At 73.7% G+C, this 20,413-nt stretch carries 21 protein-coding genes and 2 pseudogenes; 10 read left to right on the top strand and 13 right to left on the bottom strand.

Annotated features, from left to right (window positions below):
* Positions 1-12 precede the first annotated feature (12 nt).
* The 3 genes from cydD to BJF86_RS02180 are packed head-to-tail and all read left to right on the top strand — an operon-like array spanning position 13 to position 3,855.
* The gene (gene cydD, locus BJF86_RS02190; RefSeq protein WP_075816786.1) at positions 13-1,833 is read left to right on the top strand and encodes a thiol reductant ABC exporter subunit CydD; all 1,821 of its coding nucleotides are present in this window, start codon (positions 13-15) and stop codon (positions 1,831-1,833) included.
* Positions 1,824-3,506 carry an amino acid ABC transporter ATP-binding/permease protein gene (locus BJF86_RS02185; protein WP_237768044.1) on the top strand — a complete coding sequence of 561 codons (1,683 nt, stop codon included), beginning with the start codon at positions 1,824-1,826 and terminating at the stop codon, positions 3,504-3,506. The genes cydD and BJF86_RS02185 overlap by 10 nt, the downstream gene beginning before the upstream one ends.
* Before the next feature lie 10 nt (positions 3,507-3,516).
* Positions 3,517-3,855: a hypothetical protein gene (locus BJF86_RS02180; protein WP_075816784.1), complete on the top strand. Its 339-nt coding sequence runs from the start codon at positions 3,517-3,519 to the stop codon at positions 3,853-3,855.
* A 16-nt stretch (positions 3,856-3,871) separates the two neighbouring features.
* Here BJF86_RS02180 and BJF86_RS02175 read toward each other — a convergent pair whose 3' ends face one another.
* Together BJF86_RS02175 and BJF86_RS02170 are read right to left on the bottom strand one after the other, a co-directional pair.
* Positions 3,872-4,456 carry a hypothetical protein gene (locus BJF86_RS02175; protein WP_075816783.1) on the bottom strand — a complete coding sequence of 195 codons (585 nt, stop codon included), beginning with the start codon at positions 4,454-4,456 and terminating at the stop codon, positions 3,872-3,874.
* Positions 4,453-4,701: a hypothetical protein gene (locus tag BJF86_RS02170; protein ID WP_143553640.1), complete on the bottom strand. Its 249-nt coding sequence runs from the start codon at positions 4,699-4,701 to the stop codon at positions 4,453-4,455. The genes BJF86_RS02175 and BJF86_RS02170 overlap by 4 nt, the downstream gene beginning before the upstream one ends.
* Before the next feature lie 92 nt (positions 4,702-4,793).
* On the opposite strand from BJF86_RS02170, the gene purB reads away from it, so the two are divergent.
* From purB to BJF86_RS19460, 4 genes are all read left to right on the top strand, one after another.
* Complete coding sequence (gene purB / locus BJF86_RS02165) at positions 4,794-6,272, top strand: adenylosuccinate lyase (RefSeq protein WP_075816781.1); 1,479 nt, start codon at positions 4,794-4,796, stop codon at positions 6,270-6,272.
* Entirely contained in the window at positions 6,269-6,634 is a 366-nt protein-coding gene (locus BJF86_RS02160; RefSeq protein WP_075811766.1) for a barstar family protein, read from the top strand. The genes purB and BJF86_RS02160 overlap by 4 nt, the downstream gene beginning before the upstream one ends.
* Positions 6,631-7,182: a ribonuclease domain-containing protein gene (locus BJF86_RS02155; protein ID WP_075816780.1), complete on the top strand. Its 552-nt coding sequence runs from the start codon at positions 6,631-6,633 to the stop codon at positions 7,180-7,182. The genes BJF86_RS02160 and BJF86_RS02155 overlap by 4 nt, the downstream gene beginning before the upstream one ends.
* A gap of 267 nt (positions 7,183-7,449) precedes the next feature.
* Positions 7,450-8,445 (top strand): cold shock domain-containing protein, encoded by a 996-nt coding sequence (locus BJF86_RS19460; protein ID WP_075816779.1) that lies wholly within the window; start codon positions 7,450-7,452, stop codon positions 8,443-8,445.
* A gap of 16 nt (positions 8,446-8,461) precedes the next feature.
* On the opposite strand, the gene BJF86_RS02145 is transcribed toward BJF86_RS19460, so the two are convergent.
* The 3 genes from BJF86_RS02145 to BJF86_RS17795 are packed head-to-tail and all read right to left on the bottom strand — an operon-like array spanning position 8,462 to position 9,300.
* On the bottom strand, positions 8,462-8,950 hold the full coding sequence (locus tag BJF86_RS02145; protein ID WP_075811760.1) for a metallophosphoesterase family protein: 489 nt from the start codon (positions 8,948-8,950) through the stop codon (positions 8,462-8,464).
* Between the two features lie 8 nt (positions 8,951-8,958).
* Positions 8,959-9,129, bottom strand: a complete 171-nt coding sequence (locus BJF86_RS17800) for a hypothetical protein (RefSeq protein ID WP_237768043.1) — start codon at positions 9,127-9,129, stop codon at positions 8,959-8,961.
* A gap of 15 nt (positions 9,130-9,144) precedes the next feature.
* The gene (locus BJF86_RS17795) at positions 9,145-9,300 is read right to left on the bottom strand and encodes a hypothetical protein (protein ID WP_158068349.1); all 156 of its coding nucleotides are present in this window, start codon (positions 9,298-9,300) and stop codon (positions 9,145-9,147) included.
* A 24-nt stretch (positions 9,301-9,324) separates the two neighbouring features.
* On the opposite strand from BJF86_RS17795, the gene BJF86_RS02140 reads away from it, so the two are divergent.
* From BJF86_RS02140 to BJF86_RS02130, 3 genes and pseudogenes are all read left to right on the top strand, one after another.
* Entirely contained in the window at positions 9,325-9,606 is a 282-nt protein-coding gene (locus BJF86_RS02140; RefSeq protein WP_022923277.1) for a metal-sensitive transcriptional regulator, read from the top strand.
* An 82-nt stretch (positions 9,607-9,688) separates the two neighbouring features.
* Entirely contained in the window at positions 9,689-9,928 is a 240-nt protein-coding gene (locus BJF86_RS02135) for a heavy-metal-associated domain-containing protein (RefSeq protein ID WP_075816778.1), read from the top strand.
* Positions 9,929-10,013: 85 nt separating this feature from the next.
* A pseudogene (locus BJF86_RS02130) lies at positions 10,014-12,232 on the top strand (heavy metal translocating P-type ATPase).
* A gap of 114 nt (positions 12,233-12,346) precedes the next feature.
* Here BJF86_RS02130 and BJF86_RS02125 read toward each other — a convergent pair.
* From BJF86_RS02125 to serS, 8 genes and pseudogenes are all read right to left on the bottom strand, one after another.
* Positions 12,347-12,994: a VOC family protein gene (locus BJF86_RS02125; protein ID WP_075816777.1), complete on the bottom strand. Its 648-nt coding sequence runs from the start codon at positions 12,992-12,994 to the stop codon at positions 12,347-12,349.
* A gap of 43 nt (positions 12,995-13,037) precedes the next feature.
* Positions 13,038-13,841, bottom strand: a complete 804-nt coding sequence (locus BJF86_RS02120; RefSeq protein ID WP_075816776.1) for an RNA methyltransferase — start codon at positions 13,839-13,841, stop codon at positions 13,038-13,040.
* The gene (locus tag BJF86_RS02115) at positions 13,838-14,692 is read right to left on the bottom strand and encodes an HAD family hydrolase (RefSeq protein WP_075816775.1); all 855 of its coding nucleotides are present in this window, start codon (positions 14,690-14,692) and stop codon (positions 13,838-13,840) included. The genes BJF86_RS02120 and BJF86_RS02115 overlap by 4 nt, the downstream gene beginning before the upstream one ends.
* A gap of 21 nt (positions 14,693-14,713) precedes the next feature.
* Positions 14,714-15,895, bottom strand: a complete 1,182-nt coding sequence (locus BJF86_RS02110) for an ABC transporter permease (protein ID WP_075816774.1) — start codon at positions 15,893-15,895, stop codon at positions 14,714-14,716.
* A complete protein-coding gene (locus tag BJF86_RS02105) occupies positions 15,892-16,776 on the bottom strand; it encodes an ABC transporter ATP-binding protein (protein WP_075816773.1) in 885 nt (294 codons plus the stop codon). The genes BJF86_RS02110 and BJF86_RS02105 overlap by 4 nt, the downstream gene beginning before the upstream one ends.
* Positions 16,777-16,913: 137 nt before the next feature.
* Positions 16,914-17,615: a response regulator transcription factor gene (locus tag BJF86_RS02100; RefSeq protein WP_075816772.1), complete on the bottom strand. Its 702-nt coding sequence runs from the start codon at positions 17,613-17,615 to the stop codon at positions 16,914-16,916.
* On the bottom strand, positions 17,612-19,012 hold the full coding sequence (locus BJF86_RS02095) for a sensor histidine kinase (RefSeq protein ID WP_075816771.1): 1,401 nt from the start codon (positions 19,010-19,012) through the stop codon (positions 17,612-17,614). The genes BJF86_RS02100 and BJF86_RS02095 overlap by 4 nt, the downstream gene beginning before the upstream one ends.
* A gap of 109 nt (positions 19,013-19,121) precedes the next feature.
* A pseudogene (serS, locus tag BJF86_RS02090) lies at positions 19,122-20,393 on the bottom strand (serine--tRNA ligase); the annotation flags it as partial.
* Between the last annotated feature and the right edge of the window lie 20 nt (positions 20,394-20,413).

Here is a 20,413-nt window from a genome sequence, read left to right as displayed (position 1 = left end):
AGCACTGAGCCGGTGCGACCCTTCGACCCCGCCCTGCTGCGGGCCCTCCCGGCGACCCGCGGCCCGGTGGCCTCGCTGTCCGTCGTCGGCGTCCTCTCGGGGGTCGTCGCGATCGCGCAGGCGGTGACCCTCGCCCTCGTCGTCGGCGCGGTGGTGCGGGGCGAGCGCGAGGAACTCACGGCATACCTCGGCTGGCTGGTCGCGCTGCTGGTGACCCGCGGGCTGCTCGCCGGCGCGGGCGAGCTGGTCGCCCGGCGCGCCGGGCTGCGCGTGGTCGGGATCGTGCGGGAGGCGCTGCTGCGGCACTGGCTGGCGCGGCCGGTGGAGGGGCGGCCAGGCACCGAGGTCGCGCTCACCCGCGCCACCGACGGGGTCTCCGCCCTCGAGCCGTATGTCGCCCGCTACCTCCCCGCGCTCGTCACCGCGGCCGTGGTGCCGGCGCTGGCGCTGGTCGCCCTCGTGGTGGTGGACCCGTGGAGCGCGCTCATCGTCGTGCTGACGCTGCCGCTGCTGCCGGTCTTCGCGGCGCTCATCGGCATGCATACGCGTGACGAGACGCAGCGCCGGTGGGGCGCGATGGAGCTGCTGGCCGGGCACTTCCTCGACGTGATGCGGGGCCTGCCGACGCTGGTGGCCTACGGGCGGGCGCGAGCGCAGGTGGACGTGGTGCGCGAGGTCGGGGAGCGGCACCGGCGGGCGAGCGTCGCCACGCTGCGGACGGCCTTCCTGTCGACGGCCGCGCTGGAGCTGCTGGCGACGATCTCGGTGGCGATGGTGGCGGTGGCGGTCGGGCTCCGGCTGGCGCACGGCGGGATGGACCTCGTCGTCGGGCTCACCGCGATCCTGCTGGCGCCCGAGGCGTACTGGCCGGTCCGCCGGGTCGGCGCCGAGTTCCACAACGCCGCCGACGGGGCGCAGGTGCTGCAGGAGCTGGCCGACGACGGGGTGCTGGGGGAGGCCCGTAGTGCCCGTGGTGCCCGTCCGGCGACACCGGCCGGGCGGCCCATCGGGCTCGCCGAGGTCTCCTACGCCCACCCCGGCCGGGTCCGCACCCTGGACGGGCTGACCCTCACGACGTCGTCCGGGCCCGGCCTGACCGTGCTGACCGGGCCCAGCGGGGCCGGCAAGACGACGGTGCTGGAGCTGCTCGCCGGGCTGCGCACCCCCGCGTCCGGGACGGTCAGCGCCCCCGCGGCGCACCTGGCGACGCAGCGGCCGCTGCTGCTGCCGGGCACCGTGCGCGACAACCTCGCGACCGCAGCCCCGGACGCGACCGACGCCGCGATGACCGCGGCGCTGACCGAGGTCGGGCTGTGGGCGCAGCTGGCTGACCGGCACGGGCTGGACACCCGGCTCGGGGACGACGGGTTCGGCCTGTCGGCCGGCCAGCGGGCGCGGCTCGCCCTCGCCCGCGCCACCCTCTCCCCGGCGCCGCTGCTCCTGCTGGACGAGCCGACGGCCAACGTGGCGGTGGACGGCATACCCGTCCTGCACCAGGTCATCACCGGGCTCGCCCACACGCGCCGGCTCGTCGTCGTGACCCACGACTGCTACCTGGCCGCGCTCGCGGACGACCGGTGGCGCCTCGACGCCGCCGCGGCGTCGGCTCCGCAGGCGGCCGTCGGGGCGAGCCGGCCGCTGCGGACTCGGCTCGGCACGACGGCCGTCGGGGTGAGTCGGCCGCGGCACCCCACCCGACCGGGGCCGACCAGGAGCCGGCCGACGGTCGCCGCCCCGGTGAGGTCGCGCCCCTGCGCACCCCGCGCGGCCGGCGTGGGCTCGCGCTGGCCTGCCTCCTGGGCGGTGCGTCGGTCGGCTGCGGGGTGGCGCTGACCGCGACCTCGGGGTGGCTCATCGTGCAGGCCTCGACCATGCCCGTGGTGCTGACCCTGCTCGTGGCGATCGTCGGGGTACGGGCGTTCGGCATCTTCCGGCCGGTGTTCCGCTACGCCGAGCGCGTGGTTAGCCACGACGTGGCCCTCGACGACCTCTCCCGGCGGCGGGCCGACCTCTACGCCGCGCTCATCCCGCTCACCCCCGCCCGGCTGGGGCGACGCAGCCGCGGACAGGTGCTCACCGCCGCCGCCCGCGACCTCGAGGACGTCGTCGACGAGCACGTGCGGGTGAGCGTGCCCGCCTGGTCCACCCTCATCGCCACCCTCGTCGGGGCGGCCATCGCGGGCTGGCACCTGCCGATCGCGGGTCTCGTCGTGGCCGCCGGTGGCCTCCTCGTCGCCCTCCTCACCGCCCTCGGGTATGCCGCGGAGCGCCCCGCGCAGGACGCCGCCGTGGCGCAGCGCGGCGAGGTCCGGGACCGGGTCACCGCCCTGGTCGCGAACCTGCTCGCGGTCCAGGCCGTCGCCGGGACCGTGGGCGGGCATCGGGAGCTGGTTGCCCCGGTGCTGCAGGCGGAGGCGGCGCAGCGGCGCACCGAGGCCCGGCTCACCCGGGCCCGGGCGGCCGGGCTCGCCGTCACGTGGGTGGTCGTGGCCGTCACCGCGACGCTCGTGGGGCTGCTCGCCTGGGGGGCGCGGGCGGAGGGGACGCTGAGCGGGCCCTACGCCGCGCTCGTGGCGCTGGTGCCGCTCGCGCTGGCCGACGCCTGGGCCGGCCTGCCCGAGGTGGCGGGCGCCCGGGCCCGCGCGCGGTCGGCGGCGGCACGCCTGGAGGCGCTCGTCAGTCAGGAGCCGGCCGTCGCCGGCCGGGGCACCACCCCGGTGCCACCCGCACCGCCCGTGCTGGAGCTGCGCGGGGCCTCGGCCCGGTGGACGCCCCGGGCGGACGGTGCGGCCGGGGACGGGGCGACCGGTGCCAGGCCCCCCGCCGGGTCCACGCTCCCCGACCTGCACCTGCTGGACCTCGTCGTGGAGCCGGGCGACCGCATCCGCCTCAGCGGACCCAACGGTGCCGGCAAGTCGACCGCCCTCGCCGTGCTGGCGCGCCACCTCGACCCGAGCGGCGGGGACTACCTGCTGGCCGGCGCGGACGCGGACGCGGACACGGGCCAAGGGTGCCGGTGCGGTTCGGACGTGCGTGCCCTGGACCTGGAACAGACCCGAGCGCTGCTGGCCGTCGTCGACGACGAGCCGCACGCCTTCGCCGGGTCGGTGCGCGCCAACCTCGCCCTGGCGGCGCCGGGCGCCACCGACGAGCAGCAGCTGGACGCCGTCGTGGCGGTCGACCTGGATGGCTGGTTCGGCACACTGCCGCACGGTCTCGACACCCCGCTGACAGGGCTGTCCGGCGGCGAGCGCAGCCGGCTCGCGCTGGCCCGGGCGCTGCTCTCGGAGCGGCCGGTCGTGCTGCTCGACGAGCCGACGGCCCACCTCGACGACGCGACGGCGCAGCGGGCCCTGGGCGGCCTGTTGGACAGGGTGGGCGGTGGCCGGGCGGTCGTGCTCGTCAGCCACACCGCGCCGGTGACCGGACGCTGGACCGAGCACCGGGTCGGCCGGAGTGCCGCGGACGCAGCGGACGGCCGAGCGGTCCCGCAGCACATCGGCTAGGTTGCCGGTCATGGACACCTCGACCATCGTCTGGATCGTCGTCATCGCCGTCGTCGTGGTGGCGGCGCTGGCCGCCTGGGCGGTCGTCGCGCGCAACAAGCGGCTGGCGGCCGCCCGCGAGGAGGCGGCCGGGCTGCGCGAGCAGGCGCAGTCGGGCGAGTCGTACGCCCAGAGCGCCGAGGAGCGGGCGCGCGAGCTGCAGGCCAAGGCGCGCGAGGCCCAGCAGCACGCCGACAAGCTGCACCAGGAGGCCGAGGAGGCCACCCGCATCGCTCGCGAGCACCGCGACCGCGTCACCGGCGACTACGTGAGCGCCGACGAGATCGACCCGGACGCCAAGAAGCGCTGACCGCGGCGCCGGCAGCTCAGGATGCGTCGCCCACCGGGAGCCCGGTGTCCCGCACCAGGTAGAGCCACGGGAAGGCCCGCGCCCCCACCTGCCACCCCTCGGTGAGGTAGTGCCGGACGGGCCGGGTCCAGATCACCCGTCGGTGCTCCCACCGCGTGCCGGTCCGCACCATCCGGTGCCGGAACATCCCGGCCTCGACGGTGTGCCACCCCAGCTCGCCCGCGAGCTCCAGCTCGCCCATCTCGTCCACGGCGGTGACCGGGCCCAACCACCGTTGGTCCGCTCCATCGTCGTCCTCCTCCCCCGGCCCGGCCGACTCGCCGAACCGCTGCTGCGTACCCTGCCGGGACAGACCCAGCTCCGCTCCGAGCCGCGCCCAGCTCACGCCCGCACCGCGGGCCGAGCCGACCGCCTGCCGCAGCAACGCCGCGGTGCCCTCGTGGGCCTCGGCGCACCGCCGCACCAGCCGGAGGTGCTCCTCCGTCTCCAGCGTGCCACCGGCCACCGACACCTCTCCCCCGTCGCCGACGATCACCCTCCCCAGGGCGACGACGAGGTCCTCGTCCTCCTCCCGCGGCGCGCCCTGCGCCGGACCAGTCATCGCCCGTCCCGGCTCGGCAGCCAGTGCTGCTCCTCGTCGCCGTCACGACGGCGCCCCGGCCACCGCCCGCTCCCGACGAGGAAGGCGCCGAGGACCATGAGCGCCAGCGTCGCGCCCTGGAAGAAGCCGTGCCAGAAGCCGCCGTCGATCTGCCGGGAGACGTAGTAGCTCACGAAGCCCGCGAGGATCACCGCCACCCCCGAGGTCATCCGGAAGGTGCGCATACGGTCCTGTGGTGTCGTCATGATGTCAACATAGTCTTGACGCCAAATCCAGTCAACCCGAAGTTGACACCGACGATGCCCGGGGCGTCGCCACTGCCTGCCACAATGCCGGTATGCCGCTGCCCGCCTCCCGCACGCCGCTCGCCGAGCTCTCCCCCAGCATCGCCCTGGGTGCCCTGGACGGGAGGTACCGCGGCGCGGTCGCGCCGCTCGTGGACCACCTCTCCGAGGCGGCGCTGAACCGGGCGCGGCTGCACGTCGAGGTGGAGTGGCTGCTGCACCTCGTCGAGCACGACGTGGTGCCCGGCGCCCCCCGCCTCTCGGCGCAGGAGCAGGAGGCCCTACGGGCACTGGTGGTCGACTTCGACGCCGACTCGATCGGTGAGCTGAAGGTCATCGAGGCCGAGACGGTGCACGACGTGAAGGCCATCGAGTACTTCCTGCGCGGTCGGCTCACCGACCTGCTGACCGGGGCGGGCGCCGGGGGCGAGGGCGGTGACGGGAGCGCCGAGGGGACCTCCCGGGCCGAGGCGCTGGGGCAGCTCATCCACTTCGCCTGCACCAGCGAGGACATCAACAACACGTCGTACGCGCTCATGGTTCAGGGCGCGGTGCAGGAGGTCTGGCTGCCGCGGGCTCGCGCCCTGGTCGACCAGCTGACGGCCATGGCGCACGACCTCGCCGAGGTCCCGCTGCTGGCGCACACGCACGGGCAGCCGGCCACGCCGACGACGATGGGCAAGGAGCTGGCGGTGCTGGCGCACCGGCTGACGCGACAGCTGCGCCGGGTCGAGGGGGTGGCATACCTGGGCAAGCTCAACGGGGCCACCGGTACCTACGGCGCGCACGTCGAGGCGGTGCCCGGCGCGGACTGGCAGGAGGTCAGCCGCACCTTCGTCGAGCACCTCGGGCTGGAGTGGAACCCGCTCACCACCCAGATCGAGAGCCACGACTGGCAGGCCGAGCTCTACGCCGACGTCGCGCGCTTCAACCGCATCCTGCACAACCTGGCGACGGACATGTGGACCTACATCTCGATGGGCTACTTCGCGCAGGTCCGCGGCCAGGGCACGGTCGGCTCCAGCACCATGCCGCACAAGGTCAACCCGATTCGGTTCGAGAATGCCGAGGCCAACCTGGAGGTCAGCAACGCGCTCCTCGACGTGCTCGCCTCGACGCTGGTCACGAGCCGGCTGCAGCGCGACCTCACCGACTCCTCGATGCAGCGCAACATCGGCACCGCGCTCGGGCACAGCGTGCTCGCGCTCGACAACGTCAGCCGCGGCCTCGCCGGGCTGGACGCCGTGCCGGAGGCCATGGCCGCCGACCTCGACGCCAACTGGGAGGTGCTCGCCGAGCCGGTCCAGTCGGTCATGCGGGCGCTCGCGGCGCGCGGCGTCGAGGGCATGAGCAACCCCTACGAGCGGCTCAAGGAGCTGACCCGCGGGCGGCGGATCGGGCAGGCCGAGCTCGTGGACTTCGTCCGCGGCCTGGGGCTGCCTGCCGAGGAGGAGGAGCGGCTGGTGGCCCTCACCCCGGCGACCTACGTCGGCCTGGCCCCCGAGCTCGTCGCCCACCTGGACCAGCGGTGATCATCCTCCCCGCCGAGCGCGCCGAGGACGCGCGCGCCCACTTCGCGCAGGCAGGGTATGCCGTCGCCGAGGTGACCACCCCGCGCGGCGGCGGTCTGCGCGAGACGCAGGCGCAGGTCGCCCAGGCGCTGCGGCTGCCGCCGACCGCGGCCACCAACCTCGACGCTCTCGCCGACGCGCTGCGCGACCTCGGGGAGGTCTGGGACGGGCAGGAGGTGGCCCTGCTCTGGGCGGACGCCGGTGCCCTCGCCGAGCGGGACGGGCGCGCCTGGTGGATCCTCTCGGAGATCCTCGACGACGCCGAGTCGCTGGCCGTGGTCGCCCTGGGGGCGCGCCGGGCCGAGGACGGGGAGCAGCCGTGAGGCTGTCGCGCCCCGTCGCCGCCGTGCTGCTCGTGCTCTGCGCCGTGCTCGTGCTCGTGCTGGCGCTCGGGCAGGGCGGCTGGACCGGCGACGAGGAGCCGTCCGAGGCGACCAACGCAGCGGCGAGGCCGACCGCGACGACGCCCGAGCCCACGTCCGACGGGCCCACGTCGGACGAGCCCACCCAGGAGGAGACCCCGGCGGGCGCAGCGGAGGGCGAGCCGGTCGGGACCGACACCCGCGACTGGGACGACATCGACGCCTGCGCCGACGGCATACTCCCGGCCGAGCTGGACCCGGTCGTCGACGACATCGAGGCGGGCGGCCCCTACGACTACGGCAAGGACGGCTCGACCTTCCAGAACCGGGAGGGCTACCTGCCGGACGAGTCGTTCGACTACTACCAGGAGTTCACCGTCGAGACGCCGGGCCTCGGACACCGCGGCGCCAAGCGCGTGGTGACCGGGGGCGGCGAGGTCGACCCCGAGGTCTGGTACTACACCGAGGACCACTACGCGAGCTTCTGCGAGTTCGCGCCGGTCGGCTGAGCGCGGCGGCGAGATCCGCCCGGGGCAGGACATCGAGGCCACGCTCCCGCCCGGACCGCACCGGCCGCTCGAGCCCGTCTGACCGGCGCTGCGCCACGTGATCGAGTGGCCCACGTGGGCGCACCCGCAGCCTGGATCCGACCGCATACCTGGGCCACTGGGCGCGATCGCGGGCCGGCGCCGTCCGCGGAGCGCGTGCACCACCCCGGCCCGGCGTCGGGGACACTGGAGGCAGACCACTTCACCCCGTCACCCCAGGAGCCCACCGTGACCGAAGGAACCGTCCGCTGGTTCGACACCGACCGAGGCTTCGGCTTCATCGCCCTCGGCGAGGGGGCGGACGACCTGTATGTCCACGCCTCCGAGATCCTCAGCGGCGACGCGACCAAGGTGCTCCGGGAGGGACAGGTGGTCGAGTTCGAGATCGGTGAGGGGGACCGCGGCCCGCAGGCACGCGCCGTCCGGGTCACGGCCGACCGGTCCGCCGACGCACCACTGGGCGTGCTCGGCACCGTGTCCTGGTACGAGCCGTCCAAGGGCTACGGCTTCATCACCCCTGACGGCGGGGGTGACGAGATCTTCCTGCACAGCACGGCCATCGTCGGCGACGGCGTCGTCTCCGAGGGCCAGCGGGTGGCCTTCCTCGTCGTCGACGGGCAGAAGGGACCACAGGCCGACCACCTGCTCCCGCTCGGCGCGGAGGCAGGGCAGGGCGCCGCGACATCCGATTGCGCGGACGGCACGGTGTCGTGGTTCGACGAGGACAAGGGCTTCGGCTTCATCGCCGCGGACTCCGGCGGCCCCGACGTCTTCGTCCACGCCCGGGCGCTGCCCGACGACCTCCCTGTGCTGGACGAGGGCGACCGGGTGATGTTCGACGTCGTCGAGAGCGAGCGGGGACCGCAGGCCCGCGACGTCCGGCTCGCGGGCGGCTCGTCCCGCGGACGCCGCCCTGCGCCAGCCGCGAGCCGCCCCAGGTCGGGTCGTCGCGACGCCCCCGGTGGCGCACCGCAGCGCGACGCTCGCGGCCCGGGCCGGGGCGACGCCCGTGGTGCCGCAGCCCGTGGTGGGGAGGGGGTCGTCGCCCGCTACGACGCCGAGCGGGGCTTCGGCTTCATCACCCCTGACGCGGGAGGGGCCGATCTCTTCGTCCACGTGTCGGTGCTGCGTGACGACGAGGGGCTCCTCCCGGGTGACCGGGTGCGCTACCAGGTGCGCCAGAGCGACCGCGGACCGCAGGCCGAACGGGTCGAGCGGATCTGAGCGCTCGCCCGTCGACCTAGAGCCGGTGGAGAGTCACCTCGTCGAGCGCCCCGTCGGCGACGGTGCAGGTCATGTAGGTGCAGTGCGGCTGACGCCGACGGTCGGTCGGTGAGCCGGGGTTGAGCAACCGCAGCCCGTCGTGCTCGGTGTCCCAGGGGATGTGGCTGTGCCCGAAGACGAGGACGTCCAGGTCCGGGTATGCCGCGCGCATCCGCTCCTGCCGCCGCTCCTTGGAGCCGGTCTCGTGCACGACGCCCCACCGCAGACCGCCGATCTCGGTCCGCGCCACCTCGGGCAGCCGACGTCGCAGCTCCGGCCCGTCGTTGTTGCCCCACACCGCGACCAGACGGGACGAGCGCTGCTCGAGGGTGTCCAGCAGGTCGGGGGTGACCCAGTCCCCGGCGTGGACCACGACGTCGGCCTCCGCTACGCGGTCCCACACCGGCGCCGGCAGGTCCTTCGCCCGCTTCGGCACATGGGTGTCGGCCAGGAGGAGCAGACGCACCCCAGCTCTCACCCCACCTCGGGGGTGTCGGTGCTCCCCTGGTCATGGATCTCCGTGGCCATCTGGTCCAGGTCGCGCTCGTCGACCTCGACCTCCGCCTGGGCCATGCCCTCCTCCAGGTCCTGCCGGATCGTGTCGGGCTCCGCGCCCTCGTCCCAACTCTCCACCCGGTCGACCACGTGCTCGGCGGCCTCCTACCGGGCGTCGGACTCCTCGGACCCTGACGTGCTGCTCTGCTCGCTCATCCCGTCACGGTAGCCACCGCCCGCCCGCGCCGCCCGCCGGACGGGCCGGCCCTCGCCCACCGTCGTCGTCGGGCGGCTGCACCAAGGGTTGGCGAAAATACCCATAGGGGGTATGCTGTTGCCGTGGCTGTGAACGGATACACCGGGTCCAAGGACGACTACCTCAAGCGCCTGCGCCGGATCGAGGGACAGGTGCGGGGCATCGCCCGCATGGTCGAGGAGGACACCTACTGCATCGACGTGCTGACCCAGGTCAGCGCGGCCACCAAGGCGCTGCAGTCGGTCAGCCTCGGCCTGCTCGAGGACCACATCGCGCACTGCGTCGTCGACGCCGCCGCGGAGTCCGAGGACGCCAAGGACGAGAAGGTCCGCGAGGCCTCGGCGGCCATCGCGCGGCTCGTCCGCAGCTGACACCAGCCGACACCCAGCCGGGCGGCCTACCGTGCCGCCGACGCAGCCACCGGCATACCCCACCATCGCGAAGGAGCACCCCATGACCGATACTCCCGTCTCCAACCAGACCACCAAGCTCGTCGTCTCCGGCATGACCTGCGGCCACTGCGTCGCCTCGGTGACCGAGGAGCTCACCGAGGTCGACGGCGTCCTCGACGTCCGCGTCGACGACCTCGTCAAGGGCGGCGACACCGACGTCTTCGTCACCTCCGACGGGCCGCTCAATCTCGAGGCCGCCCGCGCGGCCGTCGAGGAGGCCGGATACACCGCCCAGGCCTGAGGGCAGGCAACCATTCGCGACGCCCGGTCGAGCCCAGCGCAACCATTCGCGACGCCCGGTCAGGGAGATGCAGGAGAGACCTGAGATGAGCACCACCACCGACGCCCCCGGCGAGACCCAGCACGTCGACCTCGCGATCAGCGGGATGACCTGCGCGTCGTGCTCGGCGCGGATCGAGCGCAAGCTCAACAAGGTCGACGGCGTCCAGGCCAGCGTCAACCTCGCCACCGAGAAGGCGAGTGTCACGTTCCCGTCCGCCCTCTCCGTCACCGACATCGTGGGCGTCGTCGAGAAGACGGGGTATGGCGCCACTCCCCTCGTCGAGGACGCCACCGGCCCGGGTCGGGCCCCGGCGATGACGCACGACGTGGTCGGGCAGGGCTCGCTGCGGCTGCGGATGGTCGTCGCGGCCGCGCTCGCCCTCGTCGTGGCGGTGCTGCACATGGTGCCGCCGGTCCGGGAGGCCGCGGGCACGGCCGGGCACTGGGCGCAGCTCCTCCTGACCCTGCCGGTCTACCTCTGGGCCGCGTGGCCCTTCCACCGCGCCGCGGCGATCAACGCCCGCCACGGCGCCTCGACGATGGACACCCTCGTCTCCGTCGGCACGACGGCCGCGATGGGCTGGTCGGTGGTCGCGCTGTTCACCGGATTCACCCACGACCTCTACTTCGAGGTCGTCGCCGTGGTCACGGCCTTCCTGCTCATCGGCCGCTACATCGAGGCGCGGGCCAAGGCGCAGGGCCGCTCGGCCCTCACCTCGCTCATGGAGCTCGGCGCGAAGGACGTGGCGGTGCTGCGCCAGGACGCCGGCACGGGCGCGATGGCGACCAGCGAGCACCGCGTCTCGATCGAGGAGCTCGTCGTCGGCGACCGCTTCGTCGTGCGCCCGGGCGAGAAGGTCGCGACCGACGGCGTCATCCTCTCCGGCCGCTCCACCATCGACGCCTCGATGGTCACCGGCGAGTCGATGCCGGTGGAGGTGGGACCGCAGGACCAGGTCACCGGCGCGACGGTCAACGGCCACGGCCGGCTCATCGTCCGCGCCAGCCGGGTCGGGTCGGAGACCACCCTGGCGCGGATCACCGACCTCGTGGAGCAGGCGCAGACCGGCAAGCGCCGGTGCAGCGGCTGGCGGACCGGATCTCGGCGGTCTTCGTGCCCGCCGTGCTCGTCATCGCCGCGGTGACGCTGCTGCTGTGGCTCGCCACCGGGCAGGGGTTCACCCAGGGCCTGGCCGCCGCCGTGGCGGTGCTCATCATCGCCTGCCCGTGCGCGCTGGGCCTGGCGACGCCGACCGCGCTGCTCACCGGGACCGGGCGCGGGGCGCAGCTCGGCATCCTCATCAAGGGCCCGCAGATCCTGGAGTCCACCCGTCGCGTCGACACCGTCGTGCTCGACAAGACCGGGACCCTGACCACGGGCCACCCGGTCCTGACCGACGTCGTCACCGCTGGGTCCCTCCCAGAGCACGCGGCCCTCAAGGCCGCCGCGAGCGTCGAGGCCGGCAGCGAGCACCCGGTGGCCGCGGCGATCGTCGCCGGCGCCCGCGAGCGCGGGGTCACCCTCGTCACCGCCGAGGACTTCACCAACCTGCCCGGCGAGGGCGTCCGTGCCACGCTCAAGGACACCGTCGTGACGGTGGGGCGTGCGAGCCTCTTCGAGGTCGTCCCCGAGGTGCTCGTCGAGGCGATGGAGCGCGCCGACGGCACGGCCGTGCTCGTCGGCTGGGACGGCACGGCCCGAGCCCTCATCACGGTCGCCGACACCGCCCGCGAGTCCTCCCCGCAGGCGGTGCAGCGGCTGCGCGACCTGGGCCTCACGCCATACCTGCTCACAGGTGACAACCCGCGCACCGCCGCCGCCGTCGCCGAACAGGTGGGCATCGACCCGGCGAACGTCACCGCCGAGGTGCTGCCGCAGGACAAGTTCGCCCACGTCCGGACGCTGCAGGAGCAGGGTCGCGTCGTGGCCATGGTCGGTGACGGCGTCAACGACGCGGCGGCGCTGGCGCAGGCCGACCTGGGCATGGCGATGGGTTCGGGCACCGACGTCGCCGCCGAGTCCGCCGACATCGTCCTCATGCGCGCGGACGTCGACACCGTCGCCGACGCCATCGGCCTGTCCCGGCAGACCCTGACGGTCATCAAGCAGAACCTCGTGTGGGCCTTCGGCTACAACACGCTGGCCATCCCGCTCGCGGCCTTCGGCCTGCTGACCCCGGTGATCGCCGGTGGCGCGATGGCGCTGTCCTCGGTGCTGGTCGTGCTCAACAGCCTGCGGCTGCGGGGCTTCGGACGCGCCTGAGGGCACGGTGGTGCATGGGCGGGTGTCACATCCGTCGTCCTGACGACGCCTGCGACACACGCTCCTGCACAGGTATGCGTGTCGGCAGGCCGCGGGGCCGCAGCAGCCGGGACGTCAGATGGTGACGCTGCCCTGCGGCGTGGAGAAGGTGACCTCGGTGAGGCACGGGCAGTCGTCGTCCTCGAGGAAGCCGAACTCGATGTCGCTCTCGAACTCGCCCTGCGGCGCGTCGGCGAGCCCGAGCCAGTCGCGGACCTCGGGCACGTCGCCGCCGACGGTCAGGCCGGTCAGGCGGGTCGTGCTCTCCTGCAGCCGGGAGGGGTGGTGCTCCGGCGCCGACTCCCAGCGCACGAAGAACGGCCGGTTGCCGTGGTCGATGACGTTGAGCACCCCGATCTGACGCCACTGCAGCTCGACGCCCTCCGGCGTGTGCCGGTGCCCCTCCACCGACGGCCGACCGAGCCGCTCCTCGACCACGGAGAGGTCCTCGACCGCGACCACCCACGCCATCCAGCCGCCGCCGTTCTCGGAGCGGGCACGCACGGCCTGCCCGAAGGGTGCCTTGTCGGAGGCAGGGTGGTCGAGCACCTCGACGACCTCGACGTAGCGCTCGTCGGCGAGCGGGATGACCACGTTGCGGGTGCCGAACCGCGGGTGCACCCCGCCGTCGTGCGGGCTGACCCCGAGCTGCTCCGCCAGGCGCTCCGCCGTGGCCTGCAGTCCCTCCGGTCCAGCCGCATAACTCACGTGGTCGATCCGCATGACCCTCATCGTGGCACACGCCTGATCCCCGGCTGTCAGCGCCTCAGCCCCGCTGCCGGACCGCCTCGTAGACGAGGATCGCCGCGGAGGTGGCGACGTTGAGCGAGTTCGCGCGCCCCACCATCGGGATCCGCACCCGGTATGCCGCGCGCCGCAGCACCTCGTCGGTGAGCCCGGTCTGCTCCGTCCCCACGGCGATCGCCACCGGCCCGCGGTAGTCGACCTCGGTGTGCGCCAGGTCGGCGTCCGGTGTCGCCGCGACGACCGGTATGCCTTGGCCCTCCAACCAGGCCAGCGTCGCCGTGGTCCCGTCCGCGGCGACCGGGACCGAGAAGACGGTGCCCTTGGAGGCGCGCACGGTGTTGGGGTTGCCCCAGTCGGTCACCGGGTCGGCCGCGAGGACCGCGTCCACCCCGGCGGCGTCAGCGGTGCGCAGCATGGCGCCGAGGTTGCCGGGCTTCTCGATGCCCTCGCCGACGAGCACGAGCGCGTCCGGGGGCAGCGTCAGGTCTTCGGGTCCGCCCCACGCGGCCTGCACGACCGCGAGCACCCCGTCAGGGCCCTCGCGGTAGGCCGTCTTCTCGAAGGCGGCGCGCGTGGCGTGGACGACCTCGGTCGGCCCGCCGGCCACCCGGTCGGTCAGCGCCGCCACCGCACCCGGGGGTGCGAGCTCGGGGCACAGCAGGAGCAGCTCCGGCACCACGCCCGCGTCCAGCGCCAGGCTCAGCTCGTCGTGACCCTCGACGAGGGTACGCCGCTCCCGGTCCCGCACCCGGCGCCGCCGCAGCCCGGCAACCGCCTTGAGCCGCGCGTTGGCCGGCGAGGTGATGAGGAGCGGATCGCTCACGCGAGCTCGTCCAGCACCTCGGCTAGCGCGTCGGCGAGGCCGTCCTCCTCCACGGCGCCGGTGGTGCGGTCGGCGATCCGCAGGACCTCCTCGGGCGCCTGGCCCATGGCATACCCGACAGCCGCCCAGTGCAGCATCTCGAGGTCGTTGCGCTGGTCCCCGACCGCGACGGTGCGGTGCGGCTCGACCCCGAGGCGGCGCCGCACCTGCTCCAGCGCGGAGGCCTTGGACACGCCCTCGGGCGCGAGGTCGAGCCAGGCGCTGTAGCCGACGGCGTAGGACACCCCGTGCAGCCCGATCCGCTCCACGAGGGAGGTGAAGTCCTCCGTGGTGAGGTTGGGCTCGCGGAAGGTCACCCGGGTCGCGGGCCGCGCGGTGAGCTCCTCCACCGGCACCTCGATCTCCTCGCCCCACAGCTCGCCCTCGGGGAAGGGGGTGCTCACCTTGAAGCCCACCCCGATCTCCTCGACCGCGATCAGCGCGGTGGGCAGGTGGGTGCGGATGAGGGCGATGGCCGGGGCCGGGTCGAAGGTGACCTGGTCGACGATCTCGAAGCCGTCGGCCTGCTCCGGTGCGACCGCCACGGTCACCGCGCCGTTGGAGCAGACCGCGGGGCGCTCCGGCGTCATGAGCCGCAGCGCCTCCATGACCGGCAGGGTCGAGATGACCGACCGCCCGGTGGCGATCACGACGGTCACGTGCGGCAGGTCGTCCAGCGCGCGGACCGCCTCCGTGACCCGGGGCGAGAGACGCCCGTCGTGATGCACGATCGTGCCGTCGACGTCGAGCGCGACGAGCAGCGGCGACGAGGAGGGATCGGTGGGTGCGGCGTGCTCGTTCGTGCTGGTCACGCCGCCAGCGTAGCGATGCCCTCAGTCCTGGAGCGACATCGCCTTGCGCCAGGACAGGCTGCCGGAGGTGTGCAGCAGCGCCCGCTCGTAGAGCCGCGCCCCCAGCGCGATGGTCACCCCGCAGAAGGCGAGGGCCAGGAGCAGCGCGAGGGCCGGCTCCCACAGCGCGGTGTCGCCCTCGATGATCCGGACCGGCATGACGAAGGTCGAGGCGACCGGGACGAAGGAGAAGATCTGCTGCCAACGCCCGTCCAGGTTGATCCCGACGATGAAGAGCACGACGAGCACCATCGTCAGCGGCATCGTCGTCTGCTGCAGGTCCTCGGTCCGCGACGCCAGCGCACCGGCCGCCGCCCAGACGCAGGCCAGCGCGAGGAAGCCGACGAGGAAGAACGGGAGGTACCACAGGATGGCCTGGGTGAGTCCGGGCAGCGCGACGTCGAGGTCGACGAAGGTCAGCCCGACGAGGCTGACGGCGGTGATGAGCGCGAGCTGACCGAAGGCCAGTGCCGTGTTGCCCAGCACCTTGCCCATGAGCAGCTGCCGGGTGGGGATCTTGGCGGCGAGGATCTCGATGATGCGGGACTGCTTCTCCTCGACCACGCTGTTGGCGATCTGCATGCCGAACATCAGGGCGGCGAAGTAGAACAGCATGGCGAAAGCGAAGCCGAGCACGTAGGCCAGCGGTCCGCTCATCGCGCCCTCGTCGGCCGCGAGGTCGACCTGGGCGAGCTCGCTGCCGGAGGTCAGGTCGGCCACCGAGGTGCCGGCCGCCTCGGCATTGGTCGCCAGGGCCGTGGTGCGGACCGCCTCGGTCAGCGCGCCGTCGAGCTGTGTCGGCGCGCCGCCCTCGTGCAGCAGCTCCCAGGCTCCGGGCTCGCCGACCAGGGCGGCGTCCGCGTCCCCCTCGAGGACCGCAGTCTCCGCGGCGGCGCGGTCTGCCACCTCGACCAGGGTGATCTCGGCCTCCTCGTCGGTGGCCTGCAGCGACTGCTCTGCCTGGGCGACGACACCGGAGGCCGCGTCGTCGGTCACCGCGACGTCGTAGGAGGCGGAGCCTCCGCCGATGAGCGCGGGCACGAACATCGCCGCGAGCAGCAGCACGAGCGTGAGGCCGGTGCCGATGAGGAAGTTCTTGTCGGTCAGCTTGACCCTGATCTCCCGTGCGGCGACGAGGATCCAGGGTGCGGTCGTGGTGCTCATGCGACGGCCACCTCTCGGTAGATCTCGGACAGGGTCGGGCGGATGCGGCTGAACTCGCGGACGGTGCCGCGGCCCACGGCATCGGCGAGCAGCCGCTCAGCCACCTGCTCGTCCTGCGGCTGGACCAGCACGCTCGGCCCGTCGAGGTCGATGACCTCGACCCCGGGCATACCCCGCACCCAGCCGGTGTCCCCGGCCATGGTGAGGCGGTAGCGCAGCGGGGCGCTGGCACGCAGCTGCTCCGAGCTGCCCTCGGCGACGACCTTGCCGCCGTGGAGCACGACGATGGAGTCGCACAGCCGGTCCACGAGGTCCAGCTGGTGGGAGGAGAAGAGCACCGGGACACCGGAGGACGTGTGCTCGCGCAGCAGCTCGCTCATCTGGTCGACCGCGGCCGGGTCGAGCCCGCTGAACGGCTCGTCGAGCACGAGCAGCTTGGGGTCGCCGAGGACCGAGGCGATGATCTGTGCCCGCTGCTGGTTGCCGAGCGAGAGCTCCTCCACCTTGCTCTTCAGACGCTCGCCCAGGCCGAAGCGGGTGAGCAGGTCCTGCGAGCGGTCGCGCGCCTGGTCGGCGCTCATGCCGTGCAGCTGCCCGAGGTAGGTGAGCTGGGCGAGGACCGGCTGCTTGGGGTAGAGCCCGCGCTCCTCGGGCATGTAGCCGAAGCGCACCCGGTCATCGCGGGTCAGCGGCGAGCCGTCCCAGCGCACCTCCCCGGCGCTCGGGGCGAGCACGCCCATGACCATGCGCATCGTCGTCGTCTTGCCGGCGCCGTTGCCGCCGACGAAGCCGACCATGCGGCCCTGCGGCACGGTGAAGCTGACCTCGTCCACGGCCAGGTGGTCGCCGTAGGCCCGGGTGAGCCGGTCCAGTTCGAGCACGTCGTGTCCCTCCTCCTGAGAGCCTGCGCCGGTCCCGCCTGCGCGGGCCGGACGGTATGCCTCCACGCTAGGCGGCGAGGCGGTCCCCGGCATCAGCCGAGCCGCCGATTGTCGCCTCATCCTCAGGGCGGAGGAGGTCAGCCTGCGAGGTCCGTCCCTGCCTCGCCCGGCCGCACGAGCCCGGCCTCGTAGGCGGCGATGACCGCCTGCACCCGGTCGCGGACGACGAGCTTGGCCAGGACGTTGGAGACGTGGGTCTTGATGGTCGCCTCGCTGACGAAGGCCTCGGCGGCGATCTCGGCGTTGGACAGGCCGCGGGCCATCATCCGCAGCACCTCCCGCTCCCGACCGGTCAGCTCGGGCAGGGCCTCGCCCTCGGCCGGCGTGGGGTCGAGCGCCGCCGGTGGGCCGTCACCGGTCGCCATCCGGCTGATGACGCGCATCGTCACCTCGGGGGCGAGCAGGGCGTGCCCCTCGGCCGCGGCGCGGACCGCGTCGACCAGGTCGTCCGCGTCGGCGTTCTTGAGCAGGAAGCCGCTCGCACCCGCCTGGAGCGCGTCGAAGAGGTAGTCGTCCCGGTCGAAGGTGGTGAGGATGACCACCCGCACCTCGGGGTGGTCCGCCACGATCCGGCGCGTCGCCTCGATGCCGTCCAGGACGGGCATCTGCACGTCCATGAGGACGACGTCCGGGCGGTGCTGCGCGACGGCGTCGACCGCCTGAAGCCCGTCGGTCACCTGGGCCACGACCTCGATGTCGGGCTCGGTCGACAGGATCATCGCGAAGCCCTGGAGCAGCAGCGGCTGGTCGTCGACGAGGAGGAGGCGCAGCGGGTTCACGGCCCCACGCTCTCACGCGTCGGAGCTGCGGCCGTGGCCTCCGTCGCGGCATGGGTGCCGCCCGCCGGGCGGTGCCCGTCCAGCGGCAGCCAGACGCGGACCCGCCACCCGGGCCCACCCTGCCGGCGACCCACCTCGACACCGCCGCCGAGGTGCTGGGCGCGCTCGCGCATACCCCGTAGCCCGAGGCCGGTGCCAGACGTGCCGGGGCGCGGCGACCCGTCGTCGACCACCTCGACCTCGATCGTCCCCGCGGCCTCGTCGACCCGCACCGCGACCCGGGCGTGCCGCGCGGTCGAGTGGCGGCGCACGTTGGCCAGGGCCTCCTGCACGATTCGGTATGCCGTCAGCTGGACCGGCGGCGGCACCCGGCCCGCGGCGTCGGGGACCGACTCGACGACCTCGGCGGTGACCGCGCAGGTGGGTGTCGTGGCCTGCTCGACCAGGGCGGGCAGCGCGGCCAGGGTCGGCTGCGGGGCACGCCCCGCCCCGGTCGACTCCGTGTCCTCGCCGGTGCGCAGCGTGCCGAGCAGGTCCCGCATCTGGCCCACGCCGTCGCGCGAGGCCTGCTCGATGGCGCCGAGCGCGGTGCGCGCGGCAGCGGGGTCACGCTCCATGACCCGTCGGGCCGCGGCCGCCTGGACGCCCATCACCGAGACGTGGTGGGCCACGACGTCGTGCAGCTCGCGGGCGATCCGCAGCCGCTCGGCGACGACCGCCTGGTCGGTGAGCTGCGCGGTCTGCTCGCGGATCGTCCGGGCCTGGTCCTGCACCTGGGCCTGCCGCAGCGCCCCGCGCCACGCGACCTGGCCGAGCCCGATCGCGAAGCCGAAGAAGATGACGTTGCCGAGCACCGAGAAGAGCACGATCGCGACCAGCGGCGGGATCGGTCCGACCTGCTCGACGTCCCGCTCGCCCAGGTTGCTGCGGATCTCGTCCAGCCCCGAGCCCAGCGCGTAGGACCAGGCGAAGAGCAGCACGAGCTGCACGAGCACGACGCCGATCGCCAGCACGAGGGCCCGACGGTTCCGGGCCCAGGCCATCCCCGAGAAGATGAGCAGGAAGTAGGTCATCTGCACCGGCAGCTGCGACATGGTCGTCGGCATCACCAGGGACATGACGATCATGTGGGTGCCCCCCAGCAGGGCCACCGCGACCGGGAAGCGCCGGCGGACGGCCACCATGGCGACGAGGCTCAGGATGCCGGCGTACTGCGCCCACGCCCCGCCCCGCTCCTCCTCGAGCATGCCCACCGACCGGGTGAGCTCCTCACCGATCGCGATGACGACGAGCGCGAGCAGGGCCCACCACAGGTCGGCGCGGCGCTCCTGGGGGCCTGGCGTCGGCCGTCGCCAGCCCTCGTCGACGCCGAACCAGCGCTCGACCGCCTCGATCACGGCTCACTCCCTCGTCGACGTCACCGGATGCGACCCAGCCTAGGCAGCGCCCGGGTCGGCACGCCTCCGTCGAAGGAGGGAGATCCGCAGGGCTCGGCGGCTCAGCCAGCGGGGTGAGGACCTCCTGGCCGCCGAGGAAGGGCTGCAGCGCCGCGGGGACGCGGACCGAGCCGTCGGCCTGCTGATGGTTCTCCAGCAGCGCCACGATCGGCCGGGTGCTCGTGGCGACGGTGCCGTTGAGGGTGGCGACGGCGCGGGTGCCCGAGCCGTGCGGGTCTCGCTCCCGTATGCCGAGGCGCCGGGCCTGGAAGGTCGTGCAGTTGGAGGTCGAGGTCAGCTCGCGGTACTTCCCCTGCGTCGGCACCCAGGCCTCGCAGTCGAACTTGCGGGCCGCCGGACCGCCGAGGTCGCCTGCGGCGACGTCGATGACCCGGTAGGGCAGCTCGAGGGCGTCCAGCATGCGCCGCTCGATCCGGAGCAGGTTCTCGTGCTCGGCGACGGCGTCCTCGACCCGGCAGTAGACGAACATCTCGGTCTTGGTGAACTGGTGCACCCGGAAGATGCCCTTGGTGTCCTTGCCGTAGGACCCGGCCTCGCGGCGGTAGCAGGTGGAGGTCGCGGCATACCGCAGCGGTCCGTCGGAGAGGTCGAGGATCTCGTCGGCGTGCAGCCCGGCGAGCGCCACCTCCGAGGTGCCGATGAGGTAGAGGTCGTCGGCCTCGAGGCGGTAGACCTCGTCGGCGTGGGCGTCGAGGAAGCCGGCGCCGGCCATGGTCTCGGGACGGACGAGGTTGGGGACGATCGCCGGGACGAAGCCCTCCTCCTGCGCGATCTGCTGGGCCAGCCCCATGAGCGCCTGCTCGAGCCGGGCTCCGTCACCGAGCAGGTAGTAGAAGCGGGCACCGGAGACCTTCGCCCCCCGGGCCATGTCGATGGCCCCGAGGGCCTCGCCGAGCGCGAGATGGTCGCGGGGCTCGAAGCCCTCGGCCGCGAAGTCGCGTGGGGTGCCGACCTCCTCGAGCGTGACGAAGTCGTCCTCGCCACCGACGGGCACCCCGTCCATGACGACGTTGCCGATGCGGCGCATACCCTCCTCGCGCGCGGTGGCCGCCTCCTGCGCCTGCGCGTCCAGCGACTTCACCCGGGCGGCCAGGTCCTTGACCTGCGCCAGCAGCGACTGCTTCTCCTCGCCCTGGGCCTGCGCGACCTTCTTGCCGAAGGCCTTCTGCTCGGCGCGGGCGGTCTCGAACTCGGCGAGCGCCCGGCGGTGCGTCTCGTCCGCGGACAGCACCTGGTCCACCACGGACGAGTCCTCGCCCCGAGCCTGCTGGCTGGTGCGGACACGGTCGGGGTCGGCGCGCAGGTCGCGGATGTCGATCATGCGGCAAAGCCTAATGGCGC

This window comes from Serinicoccus sp. CNJ-927, assembly GCF_001942435.1.
Taxonomy (GTDB): domain Bacteria; phylum Actinomycetota; class Actinomycetes; order Actinomycetales; family Dermatophilaceae; genus Ornithinicoccus; species Ornithinicoccus marinus.
Note: the sequence above shows the minus strand (reverse complement) of the source record. Positions and strands in the feature narration are given on the sequence as shown.